General features: G+C 65.6%; 16 protein-coding genes. 7 read left to right on the top strand and 9 right to left on the bottom strand.

What is annotated here, in order from left to right; translation table 11 throughout:
* From pelG to QZ471_RS14395, 3 genes are all read left to right on the top strand, one after another.
* Positions 1–1371, top strand: a complete 1371-nt coding sequence (gene pelG, locus QZ471_RS14405) for an exopolysaccharide Pel transporter PelG (RefSeq protein WP_295464896.1) — start codon at positions 1–3, stop codon at positions 1369–1371.
* An 80-nt stretch (positions 1372–1451) separates the two neighbouring features.
* A complete protein-coding gene (locus QZ471_RS14400) occupies positions 1452–2063 on the top strand; it encodes a hypothetical protein (protein WP_295464894.1) in 612 nt (203 codons plus the stop codon).
* 103 nt (positions 2064–2166) lie between these two features.
* Positions 2167–3660 (top strand): aldehyde dehydrogenase, encoded by a 1494-nt coding sequence (locus QZ471_RS14395; RefSeq protein WP_295464892.1) that lies wholly within the window; start codon positions 2167–2169, stop codon positions 3658–3660.
* A gap of 185 nt (positions 3661–3845) precedes the next feature.
* Here QZ471_RS14395 and QZ471_RS14390 read toward each other — a convergent pair whose 3' ends face one another.
* Together QZ471_RS14390 and QZ471_RS14385 are read right to left on the bottom strand one after the other, a co-directional pair.
* Complete coding sequence (locus QZ471_RS14390) at positions 3846–4898, bottom strand: hypothetical protein (RefSeq protein ID WP_295464890.1); 1053 nt, start codon at positions 4896–4898, stop codon at positions 3846–3848.
* 196 nt (positions 4899–5094) lie between these two features.
* Positions 5095–5553, bottom strand: a complete 459-nt coding sequence (locus QZ471_RS14385) for an Lrp/AsnC family transcriptional regulator (RefSeq protein ID WP_295464888.1) — start codon at positions 5551–5553, stop codon at positions 5095–5097.
* Positions 5554–5662: 109 nt separating this feature from the next.
* On the opposite strand from QZ471_RS14385, the gene QZ471_RS14380 reads away from it, so the two are divergent.
* Positions 5663–6262 carry a LysE family transporter gene (locus tag QZ471_RS14380; RefSeq protein ID WP_295464886.1) on the top strand — a complete coding sequence of 200 codons (600 nt, stop codon included), beginning with the start codon at positions 5663–5665 and terminating at the stop codon, positions 6260–6262.
* A gap of 75 nt (positions 6263–6337) precedes the next feature.
* Here the strand turns inward: QZ471_RS14380 and QZ471_RS14375 are convergent, their stop codons facing one another.
* The 4 genes from QZ471_RS14375 to QZ471_RS14360 form a co-directional block, all read right to left on the bottom strand.
* Positions 6338–6943, bottom strand: a complete 606-nt coding sequence (locus QZ471_RS14375) for a hypothetical protein (protein WP_295464884.1) — start codon at positions 6941–6943, stop codon at positions 6338–6340.
* 11 nt (positions 6944–6954) lie between these two features.
* Entirely contained in the window at positions 6955–7473 is a 519-nt protein-coding gene (locus QZ471_RS14370; protein WP_295464882.1) for a hypothetical protein, read from the bottom strand.
* A 603-nt stretch (positions 7474–8076) separates the two neighbouring features.
* Positions 8077–8697, bottom strand: coding sequence for a guanylate kinase (gmk, locus tag QZ471_RS14365; RefSeq protein WP_295464880.1), 621 nt, complete (start codon positions 8695–8697; stop codon positions 8077–8079).
* Positions 8698–8707: 10 nt separating this feature from the next.
* The gene (locus QZ471_RS14360) at positions 8708–9568 is read right to left on the bottom strand and encodes a YicC/YloC family endoribonuclease (protein ID WP_295464878.1); all 861 of its coding nucleotides are present in this window, start codon (positions 9566–9568) and stop codon (positions 8708–8710) included.
* Positions 9569–9742: 174 nt separating this feature from the next.
* Here QZ471_RS14360 and rph point away from each other — a divergent pair, with 174 nt between their 5' ends.
* From rph to QZ471_RS14345, 3 genes are all read left to right on the top strand, one after another.
* Positions 9743–10465 carry a ribonuclease PH gene (gene rph / locus QZ471_RS14355; protein ID WP_058791176.1) on the top strand — a complete coding sequence of 241 codons (723 nt, stop codon included), beginning with the start codon at positions 9743–9745 and terminating at the stop codon, positions 10463–10465.
* Between the two features lie 13 nt (positions 10466–10478).
* Complete coding sequence (locus QZ471_RS14350) at positions 10479–10841, top strand: DUF4870 domain-containing protein (protein WP_295464875.1); 363 nt, start codon at positions 10479–10481, stop codon at positions 10839–10841.
* Positions 10842–11127: 286 nt separating this feature from the next.
* Complete coding sequence (locus tag QZ471_RS14345; protein ID WP_295464873.1) at positions 11128–12420, top strand: hypothetical protein; 1293 nt, start codon at positions 11128–11130, stop codon at positions 12418–12420.
* 65 nt (positions 12421–12485) lie between these two features.
* Here QZ471_RS14345 and garD read toward each other — a convergent pair whose 3' ends face one another.
* From garD to QZ471_RS14330, 3 genes are all read right to left on the bottom strand, one after another.
* Complete coding sequence (garD, locus tag QZ471_RS14340) at positions 12486–14042, bottom strand: galactarate dehydratase (protein ID WP_295464870.1); 1557 nt, start codon at positions 14040–14042, stop codon at positions 12486–12488.
* A 21-nt stretch (positions 14043–14063) separates the two neighbouring features.
* Positions 14064–15422: an MFS transporter gene (locus tag QZ471_RS14335; protein ID WP_295464868.1), complete on the bottom strand. Its 1359-nt coding sequence runs from the start codon at positions 15420–15422 to the stop codon at positions 14064–14066.
* A gap of 165 nt (positions 15423–15587) precedes the next feature.
* On the bottom strand, positions 15588–16625 hold the full coding sequence (locus QZ471_RS14330) for a LacI family DNA-binding transcriptional regulator (protein WP_295464866.1): 1038 nt from the start codon (positions 16623–16625) through the stop codon (positions 15588–15590).
* Positions 16626–16849: the final 224 nt, after the last annotated feature.

Genomic DNA, 16849 nt, shown 5'->3' with positions numbered 1-16849 from the left:
ATGGCCGGCATCGGCTTCGAACTGCGCAAGATCCTCGCGCGCGACTCCTACACCGCCACCCTGCGCGCCTACGTCTACGCCGGCCTGATCAGTTCGGGGCCCTGGGTGCTGTCGATCATCAGCGTCATGCTGATCGGCGTGCTGGCCACCGGCATCGTCACCCCCAGCGTGCTGATCAGGCAGTTCCTGGTCACGGTGACCTACCTCATGGCCAGCTCGCTGATCCTCACCGGCGGCCTGCAGCTGTACTTCACCCGCTTCGTCTCCGACCGCCTGTTCGAGGAGAAGCAGACCAGCATCCTGCCCAATCTGGTGGGCATCCTGCTGCTGGTCACCCTGGTGGCCGGCGGCCTGGGTTTCGTGCTGCTGGCCACCCTGTTCGACCAGCCCTTCGCCTACCGGCTGCTGGTGCTGGCCAACTTCGTCACCCTCTGCGATCTCTGGCTGGTGATCATCTTCCTGTCCGGAATGAAGGCCTACAACCGCATCCTGGTGGTGATGACGCTGGGCTACGCCATCATGATCGCCGCCGCCTTCGTGCTGCGCTTTCTCGGCATGAACGGCCTGCTGATGGCCCTGCTGCTGGGGCATGCCGCCCTGCTGTTCATGTTCCTCTACGACATCATCCGCGAGTACCCGGCCGACCGCCTGGTGGCCTTCGACTTCCTCGACCGCAAGCAGATCTTCGTCAGCCTGCTGGTCACCGGCCTGTTCTACAACCTGGGCATCTGGGTCGACAAATTCGTCTTCTGGTTCAATCCACCGACCTCCGACGCCGTCATCGGCCCGCTGCGCGCTTCCATCCTCTACGACCTGCCGATCTTTCTCGCCTACCTGGCCATCATCCCCGGCATGGCGGTGTTCCTGGTGCGCATCGAGACCGACTTCGCCGAGTGGTACGAGCGGGTGTTCAACGCGGTGCGCGGCGGCGAGACGCTGCAGCACATCGGCCAGCTCAAGGAGCAGATGATCCTCGCCATCCGCCAGGGCCTGTTGGAGATCTGCAAGGTCCAGGGCCTGACCCTGGTGCTGGTGTTCCTCCTGGCGCCGCAGTTGCTGGAATGGCTGGGCATGTCCCACTACTACCTGCCGCTGTTCTACATCGACGTGGTCGGGGTGAGCATCCAGGTGGTGTTCATGGCGCTGCTCAACGTCTTCTTCTACCTCGACCGACGCGACACCGTGCTGATGCTCTGTACCCTGTTCCTCGGCCTCAACCTGGCGCTGACCTTGCTCAGCATCGAGTTGGGCCCAAGCTTCTTCGGCTATGGCTTCACCGTCTCCCTGGCCTGCTGCGTGCTGCTCGGCCTGCACCGGCTGGACCGGGTGCTGGACGACCTGGAGTACGACACCTTCATGCTCCGGCACTGACGGCCGGCGGCACCGGACGAACGGTGTGACCCGATACCCGCGGGGGCGTCCAACACAGCTCACCCCTGCAGGACCCTGCCATGAATACCGCCGCCTTGCGCCTCGTGATCCAGACTACCCAGGTGCGGGCCCGGGACAGTGGCGAGGCCAGCCGTACCTTCGCCGACCAGGCGGCACGCAACGCCAGCGACGGCGCCAGCCGTGGCCCAGCCCTGGAGCGCTTCGCCAGCGCCTATGTCGACAAGGTACCCGACGCCCTCGAAGCGCTGCTGCTGCAGGCGCGGGCGGTGGCCTTCGAAGCGCCCCTGGCACAGGTCCTCGAACGCGCCCTGGCCGGCTTCGCTCCGGCCGCCCTGGCCCAGGCGCCCTCCGCCAGTCTGGCGCTGCTGGCCGCCGCCTATCGCGTCCATCGCCTGCTCGAAGGCCTGCAGGACAGATTCGCCGCCTGGTGGGGCGCCACCTGCGCCCCGGCCGCGCCCAGCCTGGGTAATCTCATCGCCCACCAGGTGCTCGGCCAGTTGACCGTCGACGCCCTGGAAGACGCCGTGGACGGCTGGCTCGACGATCTGGATGCCAGTGTCGAACCCCGGCTGACGCGCCAGTGCTTCCAGCCGCGCCAGAGCCGTACCCCGCTCGCCAGCCCGCGCGCGCCTCTGACCCGCAGCCGCCAGCGGCAACGCAGCGTTCGATAAAACGCACGTTTCGGCGTTTTTAGCCGCCGAGTGTCAAATATATTGATAACCCTTCCGGGCCGGTTTAGGGTGGCTGCTCACCGCCATTAGCGAGGAGTCACCCATGAGCATGCCCAGCCGCGCCGAGTGGGAGCAGCGCTTCCAAGGTCTCACCCTGGAAGGTCGCGCCTTCATCGACGGCGCCTACGTCGACGCCGCCTCCGGCGCCACCTTCGATTGCCTGAGCCCGGTGGATGGGCGCTTCCTCGCCAAGGTCGCCAGCTGTGACGCCGCCGACGCCGATCGCGCCGTCGCCGCCGCCCGTGCCGCTTTCCAGCAGGGCACCTGGGCGCACCTGGCACCGGCCCAGCGCAAGCGCGTGCTGATCCGCTTCGCCGACCTGCTGCTGGCCAATGCTGAAGAGCTGGCGCTGCTGGAAACCCTCGACATGGGTAAGCCCATCGCCGACTCCTTCACCATCGACGTACCCGGCTCGGCCAACGCCATCCGCTGGAGCGCCGAGGCCATCGACAAACTCTACGACGAGGTCGCGCCCACCCCGCACGACCAACTCGGCCTGGTCACCCGTGAACCGGTCGGCGTGGTCGCCGCCGTGGTGCCCTGGAACTTCCCGCTGATGATGGCCTGCTGGAAACTCGGCCCGGCCCTGGCCACCGGCAACTCCGTGGTGCTCAAGCCCTCGGAGAAGTCGCCGCTGACCGCCATCCGCGTCGCTCAGCTGGCCCAGCAGGCCGGCATCCCGGCCGGGGTGTTCAACGTGCTGCCGGGCTACGGCCACCAGGTCGGCAAGGCCCTGGGCCTGCACCCGGACGTCGACACCATCGTCTTCACCGGCTCCACCCGGGTCGCCAAGCAACTGCTGGCCTACTCCGGCGAATCCAACATGAAGCGGGTCTGGCTGGAAGCCGGCGGCAAGAGCCCCAACATCGTCTTCGCCGACGCCCCCGACCTCAAGGACGCCGCCGCGGCCGCCGCCAGCGGCATCGCCTTCAACCAGGGCGAGGTCTGCACCGCCGGCTCGCGCCTGCTGGTGGAGCGTTCCATCAAGGAGCAGTTCCTGCCCCTGGTGATCGAGGCCCTCAAGGGCTGGAAGCCCGGCCACGCCCTGGACCCGGAGACCAACGTCGGCGCCCTGGTGGACACCACCCAGCTGGAGACCGTGCTGCGCTATATCGAAGCCGGCCATGCCGAAGGCGCGACCCTGGTCGCCGGCGGCAAGCGCACCCTGGAAGAGACCGGCGGCGTCTACGTCGAGCCGACCATCTTCGACGGCGTGAACAACGCCATGAAGATCGCCCAGGAAGAGATCTTCGGCCCGGTGCTCTCGGTGATCACCTTCGACACCGCCGAGGAAGCCATCCGCATCGCCAACGACACCCAGTACGGCCTGGCCGCCGCGGTCTGGACCCGCGACATCTCCAAGGCTCACCAGACCGCTCGCGCCCTGCGCGCCGGCAGCGTCTGGGTCAATCAGTACGATGGTGGCGACATGACCGCGCCTTTCGGCGGCTTCAAGCAGTCCGGTAACGGCCGCGACAAGTCCCTGCACGCCTTCGACAAGTACACCGAGCTCAAGGCGACCTGGATCAAGCTGTAAGAGCCTGTTCATAATCTAGCGAGCTAGAGCCAAACAAGGCGAAAATGGCTGAGGAAGCGGAGTTTACGCGTGGTAAATGAGCATTCCGAAGCTATTTTCAACGCAGTTTGGCCGACGCGCAGCAGATTTTGAACAGACTCTAAGCCCTCGGCAGGCTGGCCCGGTCGGGGCCAGCCTGCCGCTACTCAGCGCTGGTAGACCGTCGCCTGGTTACCGAAGCCGCGCTGGTCGATGCGCGCCGTGGAGCCGACCTGGTCGATCACCGCCGAGTTGGAATCGCCGGTCTGGCCGATGAAGGCACTGGCGCCGGTGAAGCTGTCCGGCACCGTGCTCTGGGTGATGGACGCCAGGTTGTCATTGCCCTGCTGCTGGATCTCCGCCGTCACTTCGAAACCGTCCTGGACGAAGGTCGCCCGGTTGCCATCGCCCACGCTGCTGCCGGCGATCCGCGCCTCGATTCCGCTCTGGGTCGCGCCCACTTCGTTGGCATTGCCCTGCTGGGTGAAGGTGATGTCGCTGAAGCCGGCGCGCTGCGCCAGGGTTGCCTGGTTGTCGTTACCCACCTGGGTCAGCGCCAGGGCACTGATGTAGCGATTGGTCTCCTGCACGGCCTGGACGCCATTGCCATCACCCTGCTGGCGCAGCGTGGCCCGCCCACCGGCGAAGGAGACGTTCTGCCCGAGCTGCGCGGTGTTGCCGTTCCCGGTCTGCACCACCTCGGCCAGGCCGCCGCTACGCTGTTCCACCGTCAGCCGGTTGCCATCGCCGGTGGTGGTGGCGCGCAACTCGTTACCGCCGAAGCCCAGCTGGCGCACCTGATGGACGTTGAGATCACCCGCCTGGCTCAGGTAGGCCGAAGCCGCATTGCCGAGCTGCTCGAGCTCCAGGCTGTTGCCCGCACCGCCGCCGGTCTGCACGATCTCGGCGAAGTGGTTGCCGTTCTCCAGCTGGGTCACGGTGGCCTGTTGGGCGCTGCCCTCCTGAACCAGTTGCAGGACGTTGCCACTGGAGGCCTGCTCGATCCGCGCCAGGGAACCGAAGGCCCGGCGTTGCTCGATGCTGGCGCTATTGCCATCGCCGCTCTGCACCTGATCGATAGTGCTGGCGCGCCCGTCGCTCTGGCTCAGGCTGGCCTGATTGTCATTACCGGTCTGGCTCAGGGTGGTGCTCTGCTCGACGGCGAAGGCCGGCGTCGCAAGGCCGGCGAGCAGGGCCGCCAGCAAGGTAGGAATCTTCATGACGGTCTTCCGCTCCGGTGGAATCTACCGAGGGCAGGACGACTAGCCGCGACCCCGGCCAGCTGCCGGAATCGACCGTACTGCAACGAGGGAGCCGCCCACGAGCGGCCCCTGCCGAGTGTGATCAGCCACGCACCGGCTGCCATCCATCCAAAGAGCGATTTCGATGAGCGCTGGCTGCCGATTACCCAAGTGCTCAGCCGGTAGTCTCTTCAATGGGCAAGGGCCGTGGCGCCAGCCGGGTCGACAGCACCACCGCCGTCTCGGTCCGCCCGTAGGGGTCGAACACCGCGAGGGTGCGCTCCAAGGCAGCCAACGAGGGCGCTACCACCTTGAGCACGAAGGCCGCCTCGCCAGTGACATGGAAGGCTTCCCGAACTTCGGGCATGTCGGCCAAGAGGGCTTCGATCCGCGGATAGCGCTCGGCCGGCACGAACAGGCGGATCAGGGCGGTGACGGGATAGCCCACGGCATGACTGTCGATTTCCGTTCGATAGCCACGGACCACGCCACGCTCTTCGAGCCGCCGGAGACATTCCGCCAGCGCCGGGCTGGACAGCCCTACCCGCCGACTCAACTCGGCGAGACTGAGCCTGGCATCTGCCTGCAATTCCCTGAGCAGACGTCGATCGAGGCGATCCAGCGGCTTGGTCATCGACGAACCTTCGTTTCTTCGGTTTGCCCAGCAGCATACCTGCGAAAGCCCCTAGAGCCGCCCACCTCCAGGTAGCCAGACTGACCTCCTTCATCGGGAGGATAGTCGCATGCTCGTCTGGCAAGGAATGTTGTTGGGGATCGCCATCGCCGCACCGGTGGGTCCGATCAGCCTGCTGTGCATGCAGCGGAGTCTCGCCGGAGGTTTCGATGCCGGCCTTAGGTTCGGCCTGGGTATCGCCCTGGCCGATGGCCTCTTCGCCGTGGCCGGCGCCCTGGGCGCCACCGCCCTGGCGACGCTGTTCGCCAGCGTGCAGCCCTGGCTGCAACGCCTGGCCGCACTCTATCTGGGCTATCTGGCCTGGCGGACCTGGCAGGCCACACGAGCGGAGAAGACGCCCCAGGCACCGGCGCCTGGTGGTTACCGGGAGATCGCCACGGGTTTTTCGCTGACACTGGCCAACCCCCTGACCATCGTCAGCTTCGCCACCCTGTTCGTCGGTCTACCACCGAGCGCGTCCTCGCTGAGCAGTCACCTGAGCCTGGCGCTAGGTCTCTTCCTCGGTTCCCTGCTCTGGTGGCTGGCACTGGCGGCACTCTGTGGCAGCGCGAGGCACACCTTGAAGCCGCACTGGCGGCGACGGATCGACTTGCTGGCTGCGCTGGGGCTGGCCGGCCTGGGGCTGTTCGTCCTACTGCGTAGCCTGTGAACGGAACTTGCCGTGGCGCCAACCGAACGGGTCCACCACGACCGGCCGGGTCGCCTGCGACCCGGCCGGTAACCTTCACTGGTAGACGTGGTAGCTGGCGAACCTGCTGACCTCGAGGTTGCCACTCCAGCTACTGCTCACCCGGTTGCCGTCCCACTCGTACCAGTGCGGCCCGACCGGATCGCCGACCCCGACCGAACAGTTGCCGGTACGCACCCAGGCACCGCGGAACTGGCCGCTCTTCCAGCGCCGCTCGACGACCTGGATGGGCTGGGCGTTCCACCCCGGACTGATGCGAATGTCCCAGTTGTAGGACGTGGTCATCGAGTGATCCTGACTGTAGTTGCCGTCGACGCCCAGGATGCTCAGGAACTTGCCGATGAAGGGAAGCTTTTCCGGATTGAGACTGACCCCTACCGACCAGCCGTAGCCGGTGGTCTTGGACTCGCCCCAGCGGTAGGTGCAATCGATGGTGCCGCCGCCCGGACAACGGAAGATAGGTCCGCGCCAGATCCAGTCCTGCCAGGTATTGCGCGCCTGCTGAGTGGCGAAGGCCTTCGAGCCATCACCGAGAATGACCGGCTCGGTGTGGTTCTGGAAACACTCTCCCGCCTCGGCCAGACCGGATGCCAATACGAGGCCGAGCGCCCCGCCCAGGGTGAATTTCGCAAAAGAGGTCATGGCTTCACTCCTTAAAGGCCGAAGACGTTTTCGATGGTGTTTTCCAACGGGCCCTGTTTCGCCCCGGAGCCAGCGCTAGAGCCGGGGACCCGCAGCTTGCTCTCGGACAGGGTGTCGAGCACGCGGGGACGATCGACGGGGGTCATCAGCAGGCCGGAGCCACTCTTGGGCTTGCTGACCACCAGGGCATCGGCGTCGAGACTCATGCCGAGGGCGTGCTGGGCATTCTCGCTGGCCAGTCCCAGACCGATCTGGTTGTCGAAGAGCACCTTGCCGCCCTGGCTAAGGGTGGTGTTGACGGCCTTGCGCACGTTGTCGTCGACGATGACGTTGGGGCCCACGACCAGATAGTCGTAGCTGCCCGTGGTCACGATCTTGGTGTCCGCGCCCTTCAATCGATTGAGCACGAAGCCCGTATTGCCGAGGACCTTGAGGCGCAGGTAAGGCCCTTGATCGGTGGTTTCCGCGGCCTGGGCCGTAGTGGCGAGCCAGGCTGACAACAAGAGTACGGGTACGAATTTCGACGGCATTCCGTTGATCTCCCTAAGTTCTCCAAATGAATAAGCGATAGCGCTTTTGAGAGTAGAGTCAACGCCAAGCGGAATCGCGGCCAATGCCTGAGCAATGGGCTTGATCAAAACGAATGAAAAGCCACGCACAACTGGCAAAGTTATGCAGTTCTTTGAATTCGCCTGGATAAAGCCAAGCCTGGAAACGCTTGGCGCGGGGCATCCATAGCAGCAGAGCGCCAGAAACTTCCTAACGAACCGCAACTCAGAGACCGAAGTAGAGACTAATAATTATTTGTTAAAAACTAAAGAAAGTCGCAGAAAGGTACAGGGAAGCCAAAATAATAATAAGATATTATCAAAAGAGAAAATCAGATATGTGCCGTAGGCGTCGAAAATACAGGGAATATTGTCGCCCAACCCGTAATATCAAAATTCCATTAATGGAACGGCTAGACTTTTATCAGGGTGGCGCCAGGAAACCAGCAAGTCAGAAGAGGCAGTTTTTCTTGCAATTTTGTAACAAAATATTTCCAAACCGATGAACAAACGGATGGACTCCGGTGCGTCCAGGCATGCCAGGAGCCCGGCTCGCGCGGAGAAGCGGGCCGGGCAAGAGGGCACTCAGCCCAGCAGATCTTCCAGCAGATCGTCGTGCCGCCGCTGCTGCCGATCCAGGCGCAACTGGCGGGTACGGAAGATCGACTTGAGGTCTTCCAGGGCCTTGGCGAAGTCGTCGTTGATGATCAGGTAGTCGTACTCGACGTAGTGACTCATCTCGCTCACCGCCTCGCGCATGCGACGCTCGATGATCTCGGCGCTGTCCTGGCCACGGTTGTCCAGGCGCTGGCGCAGGGCGGCCTGGCTAGGTGGCAGGATGAAGATCGACTGAGCCTGGGGCAGCTTGCGGCGCACCTGCTGGGCGCCCTGCCAGTCGATCTCCAGGATCAGGTCGTGGCCTTCGGCGAGGGTGCGCTCCAGCGCCGCCTGGGAGGTACCGTAGTAGTTGCCGAAGACCTCGGCGTGTTCGAGGAAATCACCATGCTCGAGCAGGCCGGTGAAGGTCGCGCAGTCGACGAAGTGATAGTTCACCCCGTCCACCTCGCCCGGGCGCATGGCACGGGTGGTGTGGGAGACCGACACGCGCACCTCGGGCAGGGCGTCCAGCAGGGCCTTGACCAGGCTGGTCTTGCCGGCGCCGGAGGGCGCGGAAACGATGTAGAGGGTGCCGGGAAGGGCTGTCATGGAAATCCGCCTATTCGATGTTCTGCACTTGCTCGCGCATCTGTTCGATGAGCACCTTGAGATTGATGGCCGCCTGGGAGGCACGGGCATCGATGGCCTTGGAACCCAGGGTGTTGGCCTCGCGATTGAGTTCCTGCATGAGAAAGTCCAGGCGCCGACCCGCGGCGCCCTGGGCAGCCAGCACGCGGCGCACCTCGGCCACGTGGGTTTCCAGGCGATCCAGTTCCTCGGCCACGTCGCTCTTCTGCGCCAGCAGCACCAGCTCCTGCTCCAGCCGCGCCGACTCGAAATCGACGCCCGCCTCGGCGCAGCGCTCGAGGATACGCCGCCGCTGCAGGGCCAGCAGCTCCGGCAACAGCGCCCGCAGCGTCGCCACTTCCGCCAGCACCAGCACCAGGCGCTCTTCGATCAGGCGCCCGAGTTCCTCGCCCTCGCGTTGGCGACTCTCCAGCAATTGGTCCAGCGCCGTCTCGAACAGCGCCAGGGTCTGGGCCCTGAGTTCCGCACCATCCACCTCGTCGCCCACCAGCACGCCGGGCCAGGCCAGTACGGCCAGCGGATCGAGCTTGGCCGGCCGGGCGATCAGCGCGGCGACGTCTTCGGCGGCGGACACCAATTGTGCCGCCCGCCGGGCGTCGACGCGCAGGGCGACGGCCTCGTCGCGCTCTTCGCGCAGCACGCACTCCACCTTGCCGCGCGACAGCCGTCGGCGTAGCGCTTCGCGCACCCCGGCTTCGACGTCGCGAAAGGTCTCGGGCAGGCGCAGGTGTGGCTCCAGGTAGCGGTGATTGACCGAGCGCAGCTCCCAACTCAGGGTGCCCTGGGGCCCCGGCCGCTCGACCCGGGCGAACGCCGTCATGCTGTGCACCATGGCTGGATCCTCGTCTGGCGATACGCGGGAAGCGAGGGCGCCCCACCCACTTTCCACGCATGTAAAACGTACGATTCTAGCGCACCTGATCGGGGCGGCCCAACGCATCCGTGTGCACGAAGCGGGCGCTCCTATACTATGGCCCCGATATCTACGCCTTACAGGAAGCCCGCAATGAAGCGTCCCAGTGGCCGCGCCGCCGATCAGCTGCGCCCCATCCGCATCACTCGTCAGTACACCAAGCACGCCGAGGGTTCGGTCCTGGTGGAGTTCGGTGACACCAAGGTGATCTGCACCGCCAGCGTCGAAGCCGGCGTACCGCGCTTTCTCAAGGGCAAGGGTCAGGGCTGGCTCACCGCCGAATACGGCATGCTGCCGCGTGCCACCGGCGAGCGGAACCAGCGGGAAGCCGCCAAGGGCAAGCAGGGCGGCCGCACGCTGGAGATCCAGCGGCTGATCGGTCGCTCGCTGCGTGCCGCCGTCGACCTGTCCAAGCTGGGCGAGAACACCATCTACATCGACTGCGACGTGATCCAGGCCGACGGCGGGACCCGTACCGCCTCGGTGACCGGCGCCTGCGTCGCCCTGGTCGACGCCCTGGGCGCGCTCAAGCGTCGCGGCAACCTCAAGGGCAATCCGCTCAAGCAGATGGTGGCCGCCATCTCCGTGGGCATCTATCAGGGTACTCCGGTGCTGGACCTGGACTATCTGGAAGACTCCGCCGCCGAGACCGATCTCAACGTGATCATGACCGATGCCGGTGGTTTCATCGAAGTCCAGGGCACCGCCGAAGGTGCGCCCTTCCAGCCGGCCGAACTCAACGCCATGCTCGAACTGGCCCAGGGCGGCCTGCGCGACCTGTTCGAGATCCAGCAAGCCGCCCTGCGCGGCGAGTAAGGGAGTCTGCTCGATGCACGACCTCGTCCCCGCTCCCAGTGCCGATGCCCGGCGCTGGGCCATGCTCTGCCACTACGCGGCCTTCTTCGGCTTCCTGGTGCCCTTCATCGGTAACGTCATCGGACCGCTGGTGGTCTGGCAGCTCAAGCGCGAGGACGACCCCTTCATCGATCGCCAGGGCAAGGAGGCGCTGAATTTCCAGCTCACCGTGACCCTGGTGCACATGATCTGCTGGCTGCTGGTGTGGGTGCTGATCGGCTTTCCGCTGATGCTGCTGGTGGCCTGCGTGGCCTTCGTGCTGACGGTGATCGCCGGCATCAAGGCCAACCAGGGTCACGACTACCGCTATCCCCTGACCTGGCGGATGGTCAAGTGATAAGTGTGGCCTGCTTCCGATATCCGCGTTGAGGATTTCCGCTAGCGCCGGCGCCGTTTGACAGGCGCCGGAAGGCCTCCGCTATCATCCCTTCGGCTTACTCTTCGCACCTGCGCCCGCGCCCGTTTCCGACGGCCGTGGGCGGTAGCGTGTCCGCTTTTCCGCCTTAGCGCTTCGCGCCTGCAGTCCCACGGTCACGCCAAGGTGGCGCGCCGTCGGCTGTCCTTCGTTGCTCACGTCAGGACTGGTGGCCTCCGCCACCGGCATCAAGACAGGGATGATCACCATGTCGGCTGCAACCGCACCCTCTTCCGCCTTCCCGCGCGTACTCGAATGGCGCTATTCCACCCTGATGGTGTGGACGGCCATCGGCCTGCTGGTCGTCGAGACCTTCTCCGGCTTCCTGCGCTATGCCCTGGACATGGTCGGCGCCTCGGCGCTGGTCTATCTGCCCAAGATCGCCTGCTTGGCGCTGTTCGCCCTGCAGCTGGCCACGGTCAAGATCCCCAGGGTGATCTGGGTCGGGCTGCTGGCCGGTCTGGCCTACGCCGCCCTCGCCCTGCTCCACGGCGGCACCTTCAACAACGTGCTGTTCTCGCTGTTCGTCTACAGCCCGCTGTTGTTCGGCCTGCTCTGTGGCCGCGAATTGCTCAAGCAGCGCCGCCTGCTGGGCCGGGCCATGTTCCTGCTGCTGCTCGCCAGCCTGATCGGCATCGCCCTGGACAAGTACACCTCGGTGCCCTGGAAGGGCTACAGCTACAACCTCGGCGGCAACGACATCGCCGGCAATACCCAGTGGGTTGCCGGTGAAGAGGACCGGATCGCCGGCTTCGCCCGGGTCTCCAACGTGCTGGCGGCGCTGATCGCCGTCTACTGCCTATTCCTCGCGCAATTCGCCCGGTCCAAGGCGCTCTGGCTGGTGGTCGCCCTGGTCGGCTTCTTCGGCATCCTGCTCACCACCAGCAAGGCGCCCGCCGCGGCCTTCGCCTTTACCCTGGCGCTGATGATGACCCGCCGCTTCCAGTGGCCGACCTATGCGCTGATCCTGCTCGCCGTGGTCGGCGGCATGCTGCTGCCGGTGCTGAGCCTGATCCGCGACTTCGACCCCTTGGTGGTGATGAGCGACAGCGGCCTGGCCTCCTTCTACGATCGTCTGGTCAACACCTGGCCGAATGTGGTCGCGGAAATGAGCCGCCATGGCTGGACGGTGGAAGGTGCCGGCTTCGGCCTGTTCGGCAGTTCCATGGCCGCCTTCCCGGTTCCGGGGATAGACCTCTTCGTCACCAGCGACAGCAGCCTGGTCTATCTGTGGTGCGTGTTCGGCGTGGTCGGCATCCTCGGCTATGCCCTGCAGCTGCCGGTGTTCATCCGCCTGCACACCGCGCCCGACCGCCTGAGCCACACCCTGCTGGCCATCGCCTTCTGCCTCTGCCTGATCGGCTGGACCACCGACCTCTTCGATATCGGCGTCGGCAACCTCTTCGTCGGCATCATCCTCGGCTACGTGCTGATGCGCGACGCGGAAGAGGACGGCCAGCCGAGCCTGCGACCGGTCAGCGGCAGCGCTTTGACCGACTGAGACCCGGCGATAATGAAAAAGGGCCGATCCCGCGAGGGGTCGGCCCTTTTTCGTGGGCGCTCGACTCAGGTCACCGGAGCCGGATTGAACAGCGCCAGATCGTTGTGCAGGCGATGGCGCTCGGCCCAGGTCTGGCGGCGACCGCTGGCCACGTCCAGGTAGCATTGGAAGATCTCCCAGCCCATTTCCTCCAGCGACAGCCGCCCGCTCACCACCCGACCGGCATCGATGTCGATCAGGTCCGGCCAGCGCTCGGCCAATTGGGTGCGGGTCGAGACCTTGATCACCGGCACCATGGACAGTCCATAGGGGGTACCGCGGCCGGTGGTGAAGATGTGCAGATTCATGCCCGCGGCCAGTTGCAGGGTGCCGCAGATGAAGTCGCTGGCCGGGGTGGCGGCGAAATACAGGCCCTTGCCGCGGATCTTCTCGCCGGGAGCGATGACGCCGGCGATGGGGCTGGTGCCGGACTTGGCGATGGACCCCATGGCCTTTTCGACGATGTTGTTCAGCCCGCCCTTCTTGTTGCCAGGGGTGGTATTGGCGCTGCGATCGGCCATGCCCCGCTCCAGGTAGCGGTCGTACCAGTCCATCTCGCGGATCAGGGCGTCGGCTACCTCGGCGGTAGCGGCGCGCGGGGTCAGCAGGTGGATGCCGTCGCGCACCTCGGTGTTCTCGGAGAACATCACCGTGGCGCCGGCCCGCACCAGCAGATCGGCGGCTACGCCCAGGGCCGGATTGGCGGTGATGCCGGAGAAGGCGTCGCTGCCGCCGCACTGCATGCCCACCACCAGCTCGGACGCCGGCACCGTCTCGCGACGACGCTGATCGAGCACCTCCAGCCGCGCCTCGATCAGCCCCATGATCTGCTCGACCATGCCAGCGAAGCCGTTGGCCGAATCCTGCAGACGGAACAGCCAGTCCTCCTCGTTCTGCCCGGCGGTGAGGTCGTCGCCGGGCATCAGTTGGCTGGCCTGCAGCTTCTCGCAGCCCAGGCCGATGACCAGCGCCTGGCCACCGAAGTTGGGATTACGGCTGATGTTGTGCAGGGTGCGAATCGGGATCACCGCATCCGGGGCGTTGATGGCCACCCCGCAGCCGTAGCTGTGGGACAGCGGCACCACGTCGTCGACGTTGGGATAACGCGGCAGGATCTCATTGCGTACCCGTTCCACGCAGTGGTCCAGCACCCCCACCACGCACTGCACGGTGGTGGTCACCGCCAGGATGTTGCGGGTACCGACGCTGCCGTCCGGATTGCGGAAACCCTCGAAGGTATAGCCTTCCAGGGGTTCGCCGACCTGGCCGGGCGCGGTGGCCTTGGGCAGGTTGTCCAGCGCGGGCGGCTCCGGCATGCGCAGCAGGGCTTCGGTGATCCAGCTACCGGCGGGCACGTCCTGCAGGGCGTAGCCGATGACCTCGCCATAGCGCACCACCTCCGCGCCCTCCTTGAGGTCCACCAGGGAGACCTTGTGGCTCTGGGGAATGGCCTCGACGGTGGTCAACCCATCGGCGAAGGCCGTACCGGCGGCCACGCCGGGTTCGTTGACCACCACCCCGACGTTGTCCTGGGGGTGGAGCTTGATGTAACGCGGCGAATCTCGGTGATCGATCAGATTCATCTTCTTATCCTCTGCCGGGGCTCAGGCCCGGGCCGGGTCAGGCTGGGTCGCGCCCAGGATCTCGCCGTCGGCGGTACGCAGCTCGACGCGCTGGATGCGACCGACGATGAACAGGTAGCTGAACACCGCCACCAGGGCATTGGCCCCGACATAGACCAGCGCCCACTTGAAGGAGCCGGTGGCGGCGATGAGATAGCCGATGACGATGGGGGTGGTGATGGAGGCCAGGTTGCCGAAGGTGTTGAACAGGCCGCCGGAGAGCCCGGCGATCTGCTTGGGCGAGGTGTCCGCCACCACCGCCCAGCCCAGGGCGCCGATGCCCTTGCCGAAGAAGGCCAGGGTCATGAAGCCCACCACCATCCAGTCGGCCTCGACGTAGTTGCAGAAGATCATGCTGGTGGAGAGCAGCAGGCCGCAGACGATGGGCAGCTTGCGGGCAAAGGTCAGGGAATGCCCGCGACGCAGCAGGTAATCGGAGATCACCCCGCCCAGCACCCCGCCGATGAAGCCGCAGATCGCCGGCAGCGAGGCGATGAAGCCGGCCTTGAGGATGGTCATGCCGCGCTCCTGCACCAGGTACACCGGGAACCAGGTCAGGAAGAAGTAGGTGATGGCGTTGATGCAGTACTGGCCGAGGTAGACGCCGAGCATCATGCGATTGGTCAGCAGCTGGGTGATGTAGTGCCACTTGGGCCCGCCATCCTGCTGGCGCGCGCTGTTGTCCATGTCCACCAGGCCGCCGTTGTCACGGATGTGCGCCAGCTCCGCGGCGTTGATGCGCGGATGCTCCTTGGGGTTGTGGATGTACTTCAGCCAGGCCAGGGAGAAGAGGATGCCCAGGGCGCCCATGATGACGAAGACGTGCTCCCAGCCGAAGTGGAAGACGATGCCGCCCATGATCGGCGCGAACAGCGCGGTGGCGAAATACTGCGCCGAGTTGAAGATCGCCGAGGCGGTGCCGCGTTCGGCGGTGGGGAACCAGGCGGCGACGATGCGTGCATTACCCGGGAAGGACGGTGCCTCGGCCAGGCCGACCAGGAATCTCAGCATGAACAGGGTGGTGACCGCCCAGGCCACCGGCAGGCCGCCGACTAGTCCCTGCAGCAGGGTGAACAGCGACCAGAAGAAGATGCTACCGGCATAGACCTTCTTCGAACCGAAGCGATCCAGCAGCCAGCCGCCGGGAATCTGCCCAGCCACGTAGGCCCAGCCGAAGGCGGAGAAGATATAGCCAAGGGTGACGGCGCTGATGCCCAGGTCTTTCTGCAGGCTGGAGCCGGCGATGGCGATGGTGGCGCGGTCGGCGTAGTTGATGGTGGTGACCACGAACAGCATCAACAGGATCAGGTAGCGCACCCGGGTGGGTCTGGTGGCATCCATGTGAAGCCCTCTTGCATGATTGTTTTTATTGAAGACGCGGATCGCTGGATGATTGCGCAATCATATCTCGATGCGACAACCGGTCTCAGCCTGGTGTTTGCCCAAGACTAAGCCATGATTGCGCAACCATACAAGTACGACGTCTAACGACATCACCGCCGGTGGTCAGGTCGTGGCGCGATCGATGATATGGAAGCCGGTGTCGACGCGTACCGCGTCCTGGGTACCGTCACCCTCGTTGAACCGCTGCAGCAACGCCTCCGCTGCCAGGGTGCCCATGCGGTCGCCCTCGACGCTCACCGACGACAGTGCCGGGTGCATCTGGGCAGCGCTGGAGAGATTGCCGAAGCCCAGCACCGCCAGGTCCTCGGGCAGGCGCAGCCCCCGACTGGCGGCTTCCGCCATCACCCCTTGAGCGACGGTATCGGAGCTGCAGACCACTACGTCGAAGGCCTCGCCACGAGCCAGCAACTGGCGCAACCCGGCCCGCCCGGATTCCACCAGGGCGGGCGCCGGCAGGATCTCCACCGCAGGGGCCGGCAGGCCCAGCTCGGCCAGGCGCACGACCAGGCTGCGGCAGCGGCGCAGGGCGCGCGGATCGTCCACCGAGACCACGGCGAAGCGGCGATAGCCACGGGCATGCAGATGCTCGGCCTGGGCGCGGCCCACCGCCTCGTGGGAAAACCCCACCTGCATGTCCAGGGGGTCTTCACCGAGGTCCCAGGACTCCACCACCGGGATGCCGGCCTGGGCCAGGCGCTGGCGGCTGGCCGCGGTGTGCAGGGTGCCGGTCAGCACGATGCCATCGGGTTTGCGCCCCAATACCGCGGCCAGCAGCTGCTCTTCCTGTTCGGCGCTGTAGCCGGTCAGGCCCAGCAGGGTCTGGTAGCCGGCCTGGGACAGGCGCGCCATCAGTGCCTGGACGGTCTCGGCGAAGATGGAGTGGACGATGGTCGGCACGAACAGCGCCACCAGGCGACTGCGATTGGAGGCCAGGCCACCGGCGAGCAGGTTGGGCACGTAGCCGGTGGCCCGCACCGCCGCCAGCACCTTCTCCCGCGCCGCCTCGCTGACGATCTCCGGCCGATTCAGCGCCCGGGACACGGTGATCGGCGACACCCCGGCGACCCGCGCCACGTCGATGAGCGTGGGGGCAGCGGAATTGATCGCGGCGGAGAGGGCTTTGCTGGACTTCTTGGCCATGGAGCGCCGGAGACGAGGAAGAGATCGGCCATGGTAACGGTTGGTGCGGGCGGCGTCCCCGGAGAACACCGTAGCGTGGAAAACCGCGCAGCGTTTTCCACATTGAGTGGCGTGGCAGCGGTAGATTAGAGAAGCGATACTGTAGGAGCGGCCCATGGCCGCGATCAGATCTGGCACCAGTGTATCGCGGCCATGGGCCGCTCCTACAGCTCAAGCAGCCACCG

Origin of the sequence: uncultured Pseudomonas sp. (genome assembly GCF_913774235.1) — a bacterium.
Taxonomy (GTDB): Bacteria; Pseudomonadota; Gammaproteobacteria; order Pseudomonadales; family Pseudomonadaceae; genus Chryseomonas.
The sequence above is the reverse complement of the archived record's forward strand: the minus strand, read 5'-3'. Positions and strand labels throughout refer to the sequence as shown.

Bases quoted from the DNA above. Each gene is read 5' to 3' on its own strand.
- QZ471_RS14400 (WP_295464894.1), top strand. From the start codon at position 1,452: ATGAATACCGCCGCCTTGCGCCTCGTGATCCAGACTACCCAGGTGCGG.
- garD (WP_295464870.1), bottom strand. From the start codon at position 14,042: ATGAATCTGATCGATCACCGAGATTCGCCGCGTTACATCAAGCTCCAC.
- QZ471_RS14375 (WP_295464884.1), bottom strand. From the start codon at position 6,943: ATGACCTCTTTTGCGAAATTCACCCTGGGCGGGGCGCTCGGCCTCGTA.
- QZ471_RS14380 (WP_295464886.1), top strand. From the start codon at position 5,663: ATGCTCGTCTGGCAAGGAATGTTGTTGGGGATCGCCATCGCCGCACCG.
- rph (WP_058791176.1), top strand. From the start codon at position 9,743: ATGAAGCGTCCCAGTGGCCGCGCCGCCGATCAGCTGCGCCCCATCCGC.
- QZ471_RS14390 (WP_295464890.1), bottom strand. From the start codon at position 4,898: ATGAAGATTCCTACCTTGCTGGCGGCCCTGCTCGCCGGCCTTGCGACG.
- QZ471_RS14370 (WP_295464882.1), bottom strand. From the start codon at position 7,473: ATGCCGTCGAAATTCGTACCCGTACTCTTGTTGTCAGCCTGGCTCGCC.
- QZ471_RS14335 (WP_295464868.1), bottom strand. From the start codon at position 15,422: ATGGATGCCACCAGACCCACCCGGGTGCGCTACCTGATCCTGTTGATG.
- QZ471_RS14395 (WP_295464892.1), top strand. From the start codon at position 2,167: ATGAGCATGCCCAGCCGCGCCGAGTGGGAGCAGCGCTTCCAAGGTCTC.
- QZ471_RS14330 (WP_295464866.1), bottom strand. From the start codon at position 16,625: ATGGCCAAGAAGTCCAGCAAAGCCCTCTCCGCCGCGATCAATTCCGCT.
- QZ471_RS14345 (WP_295464873.1), top strand. From the start codon at position 11,128: ATGTCGGCTGCAACCGCACCCTCTTCCGCCTTCCCGCGCGTACTCGAA.
- QZ471_RS14350 (WP_295464875.1), top strand. From the start codon at position 10,479: ATGCACGACCTCGTCCCCGCTCCCAGTGCCGATGCCCGGCGCTGGGCC.
- gmk (WP_295464880.1), bottom strand. From the start codon at position 8,697: ATGACAGCCCTTCCCGGCACCCTCTACATCGTTTCCGCGCCCTCCGGC.
- pelG (WP_295464896.1), top strand. From the start codon at position 1: ATGGCCGGCATCGGCTTCGAACTGCGCAAGATCCTCGCGCGCGACTCC.
- QZ471_RS14360 (WP_295464878.1), bottom strand. From the start codon at position 9,568: ATGGTGCACAGCATGACGGCGTTCGCCCGGGTCGAGCGGCCGGGGCCC.
- QZ471_RS14385 (WP_295464888.1), bottom strand. From the start codon at position 5,553: ATGACCAAGCCGCTGGATCGCCTCGATCGACGTCTGCTCAGGGAATTG.